Below are 13,028 nucleotides of genomic sequence, written 5' to 3'. Positions count from 1 at the left end.
TCAGTGGCGGCGACTCGCCGCCGTGAGCACAACCCTGATCGGTGCGATCACCGCGGCACCGGCGAGCACGGTGTTGCGCGAGCCCACGATCAGCTTCGGAGGAGTTCGCGGGCGGTCCAGTGCCGCGCTCGTACTCGAAATAACGCGCTCCACGGTGAGGGCGCGCTTGGGTACGGTACTCCCGGCCACCGCCGCGAATTCCGTGTGAACGAACCCGGGGCACACGGCCAGCACCTTGAGTCCGGTGGGACGCGTCTCGAACCACACTGATTCTGTGAAGCTCAAAACATAGGCTTTGCTCGCGGCATAGACCGACATGTGTGGAACGGGCTGAAAAGCCGCCGTGCTCGCCAGATTCACGAGGGCTGCCGCGCCAGACTGCCGCGTAGCCGTGGCGATGAGGCCGGGGAGCAGGGCGTGCGTCAGCTCCGTGAGAGCGAGCACGTTGAGTCGGAGCTGTGCCACCTGACGTTCCGGGTCTGTGTCGACAAAGTCGCCGATGGTCCCGAAGCCCGCGTTGTTGATCAGAGTCCCCACCGGAATACTGCGACTCGTGAGGTCGGCAACAAGTTCGGCGACGGCGTCCGGTGCCGTGAGGTCCAGCGGAATGACGGTGGAGACCGTGCCGAACCTCTCCGCCAGGTCGACAGCGAGGGCTTCGAGGCGTTCCTGACGCCGTGCCACGAGCACCAGGTCTGCGCCGCGCCGGGCAAGTTCGTGAGCGTAGCCCACTCCGAGGCCGCTGGAGGCGCCGGTGATCACTGCTGTGGTTCCTCTGGGATTATACAGTGCGCGTGACATGCACCAAAGCTACTCGCAAAGCTAGGCTCAGAGCATGGCTGAACCGCATGAATTGACCGCACTCGAGCAGTGGCAGGCGCTGCAGAGTGACGAACTGAGCCCGTCTGAACTCACGGAACACTACCTGGGCAGAATCGAGACGCGCAATGCCGCTCTCGGTGCGTTCGTCACCGTCACGGCGGAACGCGCCCGGCTGAGGGCGCGTTTCGTGGAACAGAGTGTGCCGCGGACGGCGCCGCTGTGGGGCCTGCCCTTCGCTGATAAGGATCTGCAGCTGCGTGCGGGTGTGCCGGCCAAGTTCGGTTCGAGGCTGATGCGAGACTTTGTGCCGGAGGAATCCGATGATCTCGTCATCGCACTCGATGAAGCCGGCGGGGTCAGTCTCGGCAAAACGAGTACCCCCGAGTTCGGACTTCCGTCCTACACCGAGGGGCTCGCCGGTCCGCCGGCCCGGAACCCGTGGAATCTCCAGCGGGGTGCCGGCGGTTCCAGTGGTGGCGCAGCGGCGGCCGTATCCGCACGTCTGCTGCCGTTCGCTCCCGGTTCTGACGGCGGAGGTTCGGTCCGCATCCCGGCCGCAGCGTGCGGTCTCGTGGGTGTCAAGCCGTCCCGCGGACTCGTGCCGGCGGCATCCGGTATCGATAAGCTGGCCGGGCTTCCGGTTGCCGGGCCGCTCGCTCGCACGGTAGCGGATGCCGCGCTGCTCTTGGACGCGATGGTCAGGCCCACCGGAAATCGCCCTGACCACCATTTTGCGCTTCGTGCCCCGGGCAATGATGGTCCGCTACTCACCCACGCGATTCACGGTGAGGGCCGTTTTCAGCTGGGCGTGATGACCACGTCGGCGTGGGACAACGACTATGACATTGAGCTCGCCCCGGAGGCCCTCATGGCGCTGGATGCAGCGCGGCGTGAACTGGATCTGCTCGGTCACGGCATGGACAGCCTGGCGCTTGATCCAGACCCCAGCTACGTGCCAGCCTTTCGCACCATTTGGCAGGCGGGGGCGGCGAGTATTCCGGCCGAAGGCGCGGAGCAGGAAGAGCTACTCGATCCGCTCACGCGCTGGCTCATGCACCGTGGGCGCGCACTGTCGGCGCGCGACCTGGCGGAGGCGCTGGCGGCGCTCAGTGCTTTCGAGCGCTCCTTCAATCGGCAGCTGTCGCTCTTCGACGCGGTACTCACCCCGGCCATGGCCCTCACGCCGCGCCCCGTGGGCTGGTACGACGCCGAGGACGGCGAAAAAAACTTTGCCCAGCAGGTGCAGTACACGCCGTTCACGTCGATGGTTAATGTGAGTGGGCTGCCGGCGATTGTGTTGCCCGTGGCGGAGACCGTCGACGGCCTGCCGATGGGCGTGCAACTCATTGGTCGTCCCGGTGGCGAGGCCACGCTCTTCGCTCTGGGTGCGCAGTTGGAACGACGATTCCGCTGGCAGGATCGTGTGCCGCCCGAACCTGGTTTCGCGGTGAACGACACCGAGTGATGAACGACACCGAGTAAAGACTTGGCGGCGGTCACGGCGTGCTTACGCGGCGACCGCGAACGAAGACACCGATTATCGCTGGTTCGCGGAGCGCCATCAGAAGAGCGAAGAGTGTCTGGTCGGTTGCTGTCGCCGCATCGTCGGCGCGGATGCCGTGGGCCAGTACCGAGGCGAGCGGCTCCCACTTGTCGGGATCAATGAGCAGAAAATCGGCGTCCTTGCCCACGTCGAGGTTACCGTAGCGCTCTTCCATATCGAGTGCTCGCGCACCGGCGAGGGTGGCGGTGAACAGCAGTGCTGCCGGGCTGAGGGACAGGCCCTGGTCGCCGGGTTCTGACCGGTGAACCTTGAACGCGTCGTTGAGTACCCGGCTCATCAGCCATTCGTCACCGGCACCAACATCGGAGCCGAGCGCCACGTTCACCCCGAAGTTGGTGGTGCGCGTCCACGGCATCGTTCCGGAACCGAGGAACTGCTGCGAGGTGGGGCAGTGCGCAATCGAACTTCCGGTCTCGGCGAGGCGCATCAGCTCGTCATCGGCGCAGTGCACCGCGTGGGCGAGGATGCTGCGGCGGCCCAGCAGACTCGACCCGCCCATGGCAGACCCCGGCAGAAAACGGCCATCATAGGTGTCGAGGTAGTGCTCAACCTGATACATCGACTTGACCACATCGATCTCGCCTGTCCCGGCCCTGTTGTCCTCATTCAGATGGCTGTGAAAGTACACGCCGTCTCCGCGAACCTCGTCGTAGAGCTCACCCAATGCCGTGAGCGTCTTCGTCGTGACCGAGAGGCTAAACCGCGGCACGATGGCAACCTGCAGCAGCGCCGTTCGGGAATCACCGGTGTCGTGGGCATGCCACCGGGAGATCTCCTCCTGCACCAGATCGATGGCCGTGCCCTCCGACGTGAGCAGAGCGCGGGCCGAGTCGGGGCCGACGGTCTGAATGCCACGGCCGCTGACGAGACGCAGGCCAGCGCGTTCCGACTCGGCAAAGAGGGCATCCTGGGCTCCGGGAAAGGCGGATCCGAAAACGAGGGCGCTCGTGGTTCCCGCCATCACTCGGCGCCGGGTGAATTCTCGCGCGATTGCTATCGCAAATTCCTCGTTCTGCAGCCGGGTCTCGGCCGGAAAAACGCAATTGTCGAGCCACTCGAGCAACTGGCCGCCGCCGGAGGCATCCGTGGAGTAGGTCTGTGGAAAATGAATGTGGGTGTCGACGAACCCGGGAAGGATAAACCCGCCCCGAGTGTCGGTCACGGGAAGGGACACAAAATCGGTGGGCAGATCCGCGGCCCGGCCGACCCACGCTATGGTTCCCTGAGCGGTGGTGACGAGCGCTCCCTGGGGCAGCGACACGAGGTGGGCCGGTGCTTCGGCCAGACTAGGGGCGCCGCTCACGTGGAAAACGTGGCCGAGGTAGACATGACCGAGGTCCTGCATGGGGTTCTCCTTGCTGATCGTCGCGGCTCGGTGCACGTGCCACTACGTGGCCAGATGCGTGCCGAAATGGCCGGACCATCGGAAGATTAGCATGCGCTAACGTCGTAATCGGTGGAGGCACAATCGCGCGGTTTCGAGCCGGACGCGCCCTGTAACGTGCCGGAAACATTTCGGTCATCGACACGTCACACCCTGCACTTATCGTTCGGATTATCCGAACCCTTTTTGTCACAGCGGATGCCCCGAGCACCACCGAGAGGAACAGCGTCATGACGCCATCCCCACTGTCTCCGTTTTCCCGTCGCTCCCTGAAGCGCCTGACTACCGGGGTCGCCACCGCTGCCGCCCTCACTGTGCTTTTGACAGCCTGTGCCGGCACCACCGAATCGGTCACAACGGATTCCGCCGGGGGCGCGTCCTTCGGTGATGCCAGTATTCAGCTGTCCTGGATCAAGAACGCCGAGTTCATGGGCGAGTTCGTCGCCGACGATGCCGGCTACTTCACCGCAGCGGGCTTCGACTCCGTTGACCTCATTCCCGGTCCCGCTTCTGCCGAAGCGGGCGTCGTCTCCGGCAACGTGGACATGGGTATCGGAAACGCGATTTCCACGGGAACCGCCATTGCCCAGGAGGGCGCCCCGCTGAAGATTATCGGCGCCACCTATCAGAAGAACCCGTTCACGATTCTGTCGCTGAAGGCAGTGGGCAACATTGCCACGCTCGACGACCTCGCCGGGAAAACGATTGGCGTGCAGGCGAGCAATCAGAGCCTGTGGGATGCCTTCCTTGCGGTGAACAAAATCGACCCCTCGACGATCACCGTGGTTCCGGTCGAATACGACCCGACACCGCTTTTCAACGGCGAAGTCGATGGCTGGTTCGCGTACCTCACCAATGAGAGCATCGACGCGGAGCTGGCTGGCCTCGACCCGGTCAACCTGCCCCTGGCCGATAACGGGCTGCCGTTCGTTGCTGAGACGCTCACCGTGTCCGATGATGCCATCGCGAATGATCGTGAAAAGCTCAAGGCTCTGCTCGTTGCGGAGATCAGGGGCTGGACCGATGCAATCAACGACCCCACAGCCGCAGCAACCCTCACCGTCAACTCCTACGGCAAGGATCTGGGCTTGAATATTGAGAAGGAAACACGTCAGGCGGAAATCCAGTCCGCCGATCTGATCGTGAGCGCCGACACGCTGGCGAATGGTCTCTTCAGCATTAGTGCTGACCTCCAGAAGCAGTCCATCGCCACCCTGAAGGCCGCCGGCATCGACATTGATGCCGCAGCTCTCTTTGACATGACGCTGCTGGACGAGGTCTATCAGGAAAATCCCGACCTGATTGCGTACACCAAGTAAGTACCCGCACCACCTCGCACGTCACTCCATCGTTCGGTGTGACCGCCGCAGTCGCCACCTCGAGGCGTGCGGCGGGCACACCGAATCCGCGGTTGTCGACGACGCCCATTAAGGAATGCACAACGTGAGCACGATCGAATCCGGTCTTCCCGGCCTTATTTCCGGCACCGGACTGCACATTTCCGAGCTGCACAAGACTTTCACGGTGGGACGCCGGGAGATCGTGGCGCTCGAGAACGCGAACCTGCACACCGAGAAGGGAAGTTTTCTTTCCCTCCTGGGTCCATCCGGTTGCGGTAAATCCACCATCCTCCGCATTCTGGCGGGGTTGGAGACAGCCACCAGCGGGGCCACTCGGGTGGATGGCAAGAGTCCAGCCCAACTGCGTGCCGGTCACGAACTCGGAATCGCGTTTCAGGACGCTGCTCTGCTGCCGTGGCGCAGTGTGCGGAGCAACATCAAGCTGCCCTTCGAAGTGGCGCGTCTGCCGGTGGACGAGGACTATGTCACGGAGCTGATTGCGCTCGTTGGTCTCGAGGGCTTCGAGAAAGCCAAACCGGCAGAGCTGTCGGGTGGCATGCGCCAGCGCGTGTCCATTGCCCGTTCGCTCGTGCTCAAGCCCTCGGTGCTGCTCCTCGACGAACCGTTCGGCGCCCTCGACGACATGACCCGCCAACGCCTTAATATCGAGCTGCTGCGTATCTGGACCCAGAAGCCCGCGACGACCCTCATGGTGACGCACGGCATCTCCGAAGCCATCTTTCTCTCCGATCAGGTGGCCGTGATGAGTCCTCGGCCCGGTCGAGTGAAGGAAGTCATTGACATTGATTTGCCCCGTCCGCGCCTGCCCGAAATGATGCGCACCCCGGAGTTTCATGCGCTCCATGACCGCGCGTCGGAGCTGCTCTTCGGTGCGGATACCCCCGCCATCGCCGGGGCGGAGTGATGCCGCTTCGTCGGCGGCTTCCGGGTTGGGCCACCGGCATCCTCGGCGTTGTCGCGGTCATCACCCTCTGGTGGATCGGTGCGCTGACAATCTTTCAGAACGCCGGCTCCGTGCCAGGTGGCGCTATCCCCACGCCGGCGGATGTGATCGTGCAGTTCGTCGTCGACGGCCCAGGCTTCTACTGGACCCATATCACCATGACAATCACGGAAGCTGCCATCGGCTTTCTCTGGGGTAACGGACTGGCCCTCGTGCTGGCCGGGCTGGTATTGGTGGTGCCGAGAATCGAGAAGATCGCGCTACAAATCGCGGTCATTACCTACTGTGTGCCGATCGTGGCCATAGGGCCGATCGCGTACATTGTCATTGGCCCACCCCGCGGTGATCCGTCCGGCACCGCCATTTTTCTTGCTGCCCTGTCGGTGTTCTTCACCACAGTTGTTGGTTCGCTGGTTGGCCTCAAAGCCGCTGACCAGTCGAGCCTTGACCTGGTGCGGGTCTACGGCGGCAACCGGTTCACGCAGTTACGCAAGGTTCGGCTCATTGCCGGACTGCCGAGCGTGCTGAACGCGCTGCAGATTGCAGCCCCGGCCGCGCTGCTGGGTGCCATCCTCGGAGAATACCTCGGTGGAGCCGAGCGAGGTCTCGGGGTGGCCATGCTGGCTGCCGGGAGCGCCGCCAACGTTGAGCGGGTGTGGAGTCTGGCGCTTGTTGCTGGGCTGCTCGCCGGCATCGGCTATCTGATGTTTGCCCTGCTTTCTCACCTGTCCACACCGTGGGCCACCGGACGGACTCGCTCATGAGTACACCCACCCTCTCGGGCAACCAGCCGGCTTCGGTCACCGTCAGCGCCGGCGACACGGCTCGCGGTATTGGTGCCTACATTGCCCGTGCGCTCGGTACCGGTGCTCTCACCCTGGTGATCGTGCTCGTGGCCTGGCAGGGCCTTATTCTTCTGCTGGGGGTCTCGCCGTTCATTGCCAAAGGACCGCTGGATGTCGTCAACTGGTTGTTCACGGTTCCGGCGGCGGCCGAGAACCGGGCCCTGATTCTCACCAACCTCGGAATCACTCTGACGGATGCCTTCCTCGGGTTTGTGGCCGGAATGCTCCTTGCTCTGGTTCTCGCCACACTCTTCACGCTGTCGCGTGGCATTGAGCACGCCCTCATGCCGATTGCCCTTCTGCTGCGCAGCGTTCCACTGGTGGCCTTCGTTCCGGTTCTGATTCTCATCACGGGTCGTGGTCCGAGCATTGCCGTGGTTACCGGAGCCATCGTGGTGCTCTTCCCCGCGCTGGTCAATATCGCCTTCGGTCTGCGGTCGGCTGCTCCTCAGATCAGCGACGTCATTGCGGTTTACGGTGGAACTCCCTTCACCGCTCTGCGCAAGGTAGCGCTGCCCAGTTCGCTCCCGTCGTTCTTTGCGGCCATCAAGATATCCATTCCGGGCGCGATCACCGGGGCGCTGCTCGCCGAGTGGCTTGCCACTGGTGAGGGTCTGGGCCACGGTATCGTCGTGGCGGTCGCGCAGGTGAAGAATTTCGAGGTGTGGTCGTCGGTGGTTGTGATCACCATGGTGTCGATCATTCTCTACGGTCTGGCGCAATTTGCCGAGAGTCTCGTCCTCCGACGAATGGGTATGGGGCAGAGCGCAGGCGGCTGATCCGCGGGTCGACACCCGACGGTCACGTGACCGTATTTTGATCTTGTCAAAACAACTGCTACTATCTAGATATGACATACGCAGAGTTCCCGGAAGCAGAGACGGCCACATCAATGGCCGGCAGCATCCGTTCTGTGGGTCTCAAGGTGACTGAACCCAGACTCGCGGTCATGCGCGCGCTGACGGTGGCCCCGCACTCCAGTGCGGACCACCTCTTCGCCGCAGTGAGTATCGAACTGCCGCTCACCAGTCGTCAAGCCGTGTACGGTGTGCTCTCCGCGTTCACGGACTCCGGTCTGGTGCGCAAGATCGAGCCGGCTGGCTCTGCTGCCCTGTTCGAGCGTCGCGTTGGTGATAATCACCACCACATTGTGTGCACGCGGTGCAGCGCGGTGCACGACGTGGACTGTGCGGTCGGGTCGGCACCCTGTCTCCTGCCAACCGATAATGCCGGATTCACCGTGCAGGCGGCCGAGGTTACGTATTGGGGACTATGTCCCTCCTGCCAGGCGCACATCGCTGCGCTGGCCTAAGACTTTCACTACTCAACAATCCCCCCAGAACGCGTCCAATGAAGCTCAGCGTCTAAGTAGCATCACCTGACAGGAGCTCCATGTATTCCGAAATCACCCCCACCCGCAGCACCGCTCGCATCACCCGCTCACTGGAGTCCAGTGGCTACGTCACCACGGGTTCCGGTGCACCGACACCCACCGGCTTCGTCAGCGGTGTCGCCAATCGCGGCATCGGTGGCTACGTCAGTGGCGTCGCACGCCACAGTGTTGGCAGCTACGTCAGCCGGTAACACCACACCAGTCATCGACGCAGACCATGTGCGGCGAGCAAGACTGAAGCCCCGATTCAGCGCGTTACTGCGCTGGGCCGGGGCCTTTCGCTGCGCCGACCGTGTTGGTCAGCGGAGGTAGCCGCCCTTGTCGAGACCGGCTTCGATCTCAAACCGGTTCTTCAATGGGTTACGACCGGCGATAGCGTACAGCAGGGGAAAAACCATGCCGTAACGCTGCCACTGGCGCTTGTGAACAGCCTCATGCTCGAGCACATTTGTTGACACGTTCTGGTTGGTGAGATAGCAACCACCTACGCAGGAGCCGCCGCGACCGAAGGTCCAGTTAGGCATGCCGCGAAAAACGAGCAGTCCGCCTCGACGCTCAACTCGGCCCGTGCTCCACAGGGAACCCCACACCGTGCCCACAAGAGTGGCGTATAAATAGCCGGCACGGCTGAGTACGGAGTCGAACAGTATGCTGCGCATGCCTACTAACGTATCCCGTTCCCCTGGTGTTCTTACCTAGGTGTTATTCCTAGGACTCATGACCGGGACGCCCGTAGGCCTCCAGAAGTCGCAGCCACACCTCGCTGAGCGTGGGGTAGCTCGGCACGGCATGCCAGAGCCGCCTGATCGGTACTTCCCCGACGAGAGCGATTGTGGCAGAGTGCAACAGTTCAGCGACATCCTGTCCCACGAACGTGGCGCCAATGATCACCTCGCGATCGAGGTCAACGATGATTCGAGCCTTGCCCACGTAACTGTCGGAGAGGGTGCTCGCGCCGCCCAGTGCTGCCAGATTATGGTCAAGAATTCGTACCCGGTACCCGGCCTTCACAGCTGCAGCGGCAGTCAGTCCGACCGAGGCAACTTCGGGGTCGGTGAATGTCACCTGAGGCACAGCGGCATGGTCGGCGGTGGCCACGTGGGTGCCCCAGGGAGCGTCGTCGATACTCTCTCCGGCGGCTCGTGCCACAATGACGTCTCCGGCGGCTCGCGCCTGATACTTTCCCTGATGGGTGAGGAGGGCGCGGCGGTTGACGTCACCCGTGGCGTAGAGCCAGTCGCCGGCAAGGGCCGGTGAATCGCCCTGCACGAGCATGGTGTCGTCCACCCGCAACCAGTCACCCGGCTCCAACCCCACCAGCGGCAGACCAAGGTCGGCGGTCACGGGCGTTCGGCCGGCGGCAACAAGCACCTCGGTTGCCGTGACGGTGTCGCCACTGTCGAGGGTGAGCTCCACGTCACCGGCGTCGGTACGGCGAACCGACGTTGTCGTGACGCCCATCAGCACCGTGGCTCCGCTGTGTTCCAGAGCACTGGCCACGAGGGTGCCAGCGAAGGGCTCCTGGCCACCCAGCAGCGTGCTGCGCGCGATCACGGTGACCTCGGACCCGAGGGCGAGGAATGCCGTTGCCATCTCAGCCCCCACCGTGCCGCCGCCAAGGATCGCGAGGCGCTGTGGCACGGTCTGAACGGATGTCGCTTCCCGGCTGGTCCACGGTGCCACGTCGATCAGTCCGGGAACGTCGGGTAGCAGCGCGGCAGATCCCGTGCTGAGCACGACGGCATGCGTGGCGGTCAGCACGGTTTCGGAACCATCCGCGGCTGTGACGGTGACCTCTCGAACTCCACTGAGTCGCCCATGACCGCGCACGAGGGCGATACCCGCACTGTCGAGCCATCTCGCTTGACCCGCGTCGGACCAGTTGCTCGCGATCCTGTCACGGCGGCTCAAAGTCGCTGCCACGTCAACGGTGGCGGTGGAACCCGGGGTGGGTGCGCTCACCCGTTCCGCGGCTCCGGCTACGCGTCGGGCAGCGGCGACGGCCGCTGCACTGCGAAGAAGTGATTTTGACGGCATGCAGGCCCAGTAGGAGCATTCCCCGCCCACGAGGGCGCTTTCCACGATGACGGTGCGGAGCCCACCCTGACTCGTGCGGTCAGCGACATTTTCTCCGACCGCACCGCCACCGATCACAATGACGTCGTACGTGGCTGAGGTGGATGAGGGCACCATGCGTCTCCAAAGTCCTGGCGGAACCGGCATAACCTACCGATATATACGAGTCTACGTGTCAGCGAGTGGGTCACCGCAGGGAATCAACGCCCCTGAAACACCGCCGGCACGCGCGAGAGAAAGGACTCCATCCCTACTCGCGCATCCGTTGTGGCTGCCAGTCGGGCGAGTTCGGGCTGCAGATCGGCTTCTGCGGCGGCATCTCCGTCACGCACTGCGGTGCGCGCGTTGGCGAGGGTAGCCTGCACGGCCAGCGGTGCTTGGGCTGCGATGCGTTCGGCCAGGGCGAGAGCTCGCTCGAACTGGGTGCCGTCGGGAACAATTTCTTGTACCAGTCCAATCCGCAGGGCTTCCGCGGCGTTGAACATGTCGCCGGTGAGTAGCCAGCGCATGGCATTGCCCCATCCCACCGTTCGGGGGAGGCGAAGGGTGGCCCCACCAAATGGCAGGATTCCCCTGGAGACTTCGATCTGACCGAACACGGTTGACTCGGCAGCGATGGCGATGTCGCTTGCCAGGATGAGTTCGATTCCGAGGGTAAGGCAGGTGCCCTGCACGGCCATCACAACCGGTTTGGAGACAGACTGGCCGTCAACCTGCCAGGGATTCAGTCCGCCCTCGGGAACCATGTCGAGTCCGTGCGCGCCGAGGCGGGGTCCCACATCGGCCAGGTCAAGTCCGGCGGTGAAGTGATCACCCAGGGCGTGCACCAGTCCTACCCGAAGGTCAGGGTCACGATCTAGCTCGCCATAGGCGAGCGACAGCTGCTGCAGAAGGGCGAAGTCAGCGGCATTCCTTTTCTCTGGCCGGTTGAACCCGATCAGCAAAACATGACCACGCCTCTCGGTCACGACGCGGGTCGGGGTTGTCTCGGTCACGAAGCCTCCATTGGCTGATTTGATGTGCGTTGGGTAGTGCTGCGGAGCAGACCTCATCGCGTTAGCGCGTCAACGCTCCGATGACACGCAGGATGCTCGGGAGGTCGTCGCTGGCTTCAGCCGGAGAGGCGGGGGAGAATCCCACGATGCTCGCACCCACCACCGGGAAGGCGGCTCGAACCGCGGTAATGGCGCTGGTGAGTGCGGGCACGCTGAGTCCGAAGGGAACCAGATCGGCCAGGCCCAGGAGCGCTGAGGGATCTAAGACGTCGAGAGAGATGTGCACGTAAATTGTGCTCGCACCGGTGGCCTGGATGGCCGCCAGAAGGGCGTCGGGTGTGTCGAGCTCTTCCACGTCGACCTGGGTGATGTTTCGTTCGGCGATGAGGTCGGACTCGGCGATATCAGCATCGCGTGCACCCACCAGCACAATGTGGTCGAAGGGAATACGCGTCGAGTCATCGAGACTGAGGTCCGGGTGGCCCTCGCCTGCGATTGCCCGCAGCACCATGCCACAGAAGCCTCCCGAAGGTGATGTGTCCGGGGTGTGCAACTCGGGATGTGCGCTGAACCAAAGGAGTGCGACGTCATGAGGATGTTGATGACTGGCGTGTTCCACGGCAGCGAGCGACACCCCGCAGTCGCCACCGATGGTGAGTGCCCAGTCCGAGGTGGCACGGAGTGCCAAGGACTGTCGCTCGCGCACAATTTGTACCGAAGAGAAACGGTGGATGCCGGTGTCTTGCCCATCACCGGCTTCGACGGGAACATCAACCTCGCGTGTGGCGGATGCGGGCAGGTCACCCTGAATCGCCGCAGCGCCGTCAACGAGGCGCATTGCGCGTGGGGAAACCGAACCCTGCCATTGTGGAACTACAACGAATGTGGGAGCCATACCTCAGTATGGCGCGGATGCTCACCCGGTGCGAAATGATCGGGCCAGATGCCCGAAGTGGTGACGTGTGTCCCGTGCATGTTGCACGTGCATGTCGTGCCTACATGTCGCGGTAACGAATGGCTGTGACGAGGGCGTTTCGCAGATCGAACAGATCCATGAGAGCCCCATGGCCCGGCGTGTCTCTCTGAATCCGCCACCCCTCTTCGAGCGGACCGATGTCGATGCTGTCGTAACCAAAAACATCAACGAGAGAGGCCACAACCTCCCGCGATGCCGGATCGTGTCCGGCCACAATGATCGCTTTGCGCTCGGGGGATCCCACGGGGCGAGTAGCCGTGGTCAGATCAGCCGCCGGCACATGATTGAAGGCCTTCACGACGCGAGATTCCGAGAGGTGTGATTGCAGGAGCTCCGAGACCGTGGTCGTCTCGGTGTCAAGGGGAGCAATGTGGCCATCCCGCTCCGGTTCATAATCATTGGTGTCAATCACGATCTTTCCGGCGAGTTCGTCGACGGGAAGCGACGCGATTGCGCTCAGCGGAACCGAGACCACCACGATGTCGCTCGCGGTTCCGGTTTCGGCGGGTGTCGCGGCACGGGCGTTTGAGCCGAGTTCGGCGACAAGGTCAGCGAGGCTATCGGGGCCATGTGAGTTGCTCACGATAACTTTATATCCGTTAAAAACGGCAAGGCGAGCTAGCTGGCTCCCCATCTGCCCGGCCCCGATGAATCCCACAGTTGTCATGG

Annotated in this window: 14 protein-coding genes; 7 read left to right on the top strand and 7 right to left on the bottom strand. The window is 63.3% G+C overall.

Annotated elements, in window-relative coordinates; translation table 11 throughout:
• On the bottom strand, positions 1-801 hold the full coding sequence (locus tag H4V99_RS11680; protein ID WP_280678462.1) for an SDR family oxidoreductase: 801 nt from the start codon (positions 799-801) through the stop codon (positions 1-3).
• Between the two features lie 34 nt (positions 802-835).
• Here H4V99_RS11680 and H4V99_RS11675 point away from each other — a divergent pair, with 34 nt between their 5' ends.
• Complete coding sequence (locus H4V99_RS11675; protein ID WP_280678460.1) at positions 836-2,287, top strand: amidase; 1,452 nt, start codon at positions 836-838, stop codon at positions 2,285-2,287.
• 31 nt (positions 2,288-2,318) lie between these two features.
• On the opposite strand, the gene H4V99_RS11670 is transcribed toward H4V99_RS11675, so the two are convergent.
• Positions 2,319-3,731 carry an amidohydrolase family protein gene (locus H4V99_RS11670; protein WP_280678458.1) on the bottom strand — a complete coding sequence of 471 codons (1,413 nt, stop codon included), beginning with the start codon at positions 3,729-3,731 and terminating at the stop codon, positions 2,319-2,321.
• Positions 3,732-4,000: 269 nt separating this feature from the next.
• Here H4V99_RS11670 and H4V99_RS11665 point away from each other — a divergent pair, with 269 nt between their 5' ends.
• From H4V99_RS11665 to H4V99_RS11640, 6 genes are all read left to right on the top strand, one after another.
• The gene (locus H4V99_RS11665; protein ID WP_280678456.1) at positions 4,001-5,089 is read left to right on the top strand and encodes an ABC transporter substrate-binding protein; all 1,089 of its coding nucleotides are present in this window, start codon (positions 4,001-4,003) and stop codon (positions 5,087-5,089) included.
• A gap of 124 nt (positions 5,090-5,213) precedes the next feature.
• Positions 5,214-6,035 (top strand): ABC transporter ATP-binding protein, encoded by an 822-nt coding sequence (locus H4V99_RS11660; protein WP_280678454.1) that lies wholly within the window; start codon positions 5,214-5,216, stop codon positions 6,033-6,035.
• Positions 6,035-6,838 carry an ABC transporter permease subunit gene (locus tag H4V99_RS11655; RefSeq protein ID WP_280678452.1) on the top strand — a complete coding sequence of 268 codons (804 nt, stop codon included), beginning with the start codon at positions 6,035-6,037 and terminating at the stop codon, positions 6,836-6,838. The genes H4V99_RS11660 and H4V99_RS11655 overlap by 1 nt, the downstream gene beginning before the upstream one ends.
• Positions 6,835-7,698: an ABC transporter permease subunit gene (locus H4V99_RS11650; RefSeq protein WP_280678450.1), complete on the top strand. Its 864-nt coding sequence runs from the start codon at positions 6,835-6,837 to the stop codon at positions 7,696-7,698. Before H4V99_RS11655 ends, H4V99_RS11650 begins: the two co-directional genes overlap by 4 nt.
• A gap of 71 nt (positions 7,699-7,769) precedes the next feature.
• Entirely contained in the window at positions 7,770-8,231 is a 462-nt protein-coding gene (locus tag H4V99_RS11645; protein WP_280678448.1) for a Fur family transcriptional regulator, read from the top strand.
• 80 nt (positions 8,232-8,311) lie between these two features.
• A complete protein-coding gene (locus H4V99_RS11640; RefSeq protein WP_280678446.1) occupies positions 8,312-8,503 on the top strand; it encodes a hypothetical protein in 192 nt (63 codons plus the stop codon).
• Positions 8,504-8,611: 108 nt separating this feature from the next.
• On the opposite strand, the gene H4V99_RS11635 is transcribed toward H4V99_RS11640, so the two are convergent.
• From H4V99_RS11635 to H4V99_RS11615, 5 genes are all read right to left on the bottom strand, one after another.
• Positions 8,612-8,971, bottom strand: coding sequence for a Fe-S oxidoreductase (locus H4V99_RS11635; protein WP_280678444.1), 360 nt, complete (start codon positions 8,969-8,971; stop codon positions 8,612-8,614).
• Between the two features lie 49 nt (positions 8,972-9,020).
• On the bottom strand, positions 9,021-10,505 hold the full coding sequence (locus tag H4V99_RS11630) for an NAD(P)/FAD-dependent oxidoreductase (RefSeq protein ID WP_280678443.1): 1,485 nt from the start codon (positions 10,503-10,505) through the stop codon (positions 9,021-9,023).
• A gap of 83 nt (positions 10,506-10,588) precedes the next feature.
• Positions 10,589-11,383, bottom strand: a complete 795-nt coding sequence (locus H4V99_RS11625) for a crotonase/enoyl-CoA hydratase family protein (protein ID WP_280678441.1) — start codon at positions 11,381-11,383, stop codon at positions 10,589-10,591.
• A gap of 61 nt (positions 11,384-11,444) precedes the next feature.
• Positions 11,445-12,221: an arginase family protein gene (locus H4V99_RS11620; RefSeq protein WP_280678439.1), complete on the bottom strand. Its 777-nt coding sequence runs from the start codon at positions 12,219-12,221 to the stop codon at positions 11,445-11,447.
• A gap of 157 nt (positions 12,222-12,378) precedes the next feature.
• Positions 12,379-13,026, bottom strand: a complete 648-nt coding sequence (locus tag H4V99_RS11615) for an NADPH-dependent F420 reductase (protein ID WP_280678437.1) — start codon at positions 13,024-13,026, stop codon at positions 12,379-12,381.
• Positions 13,027-13,028 lie beyond the last annotated feature (2 nt).

The sequence above is a fragment of the Cryobacterium sp. CG_9.6 genome (assembly GCF_029893365.1).
Taxonomy (GTDB): Bacteria; Actinomycetota; Actinomycetes; order Actinomycetales; family Microbacteriaceae; genus Cryobacterium.
This window is presented reverse-complemented; position numbering and strand designations above follow the sequence as displayed.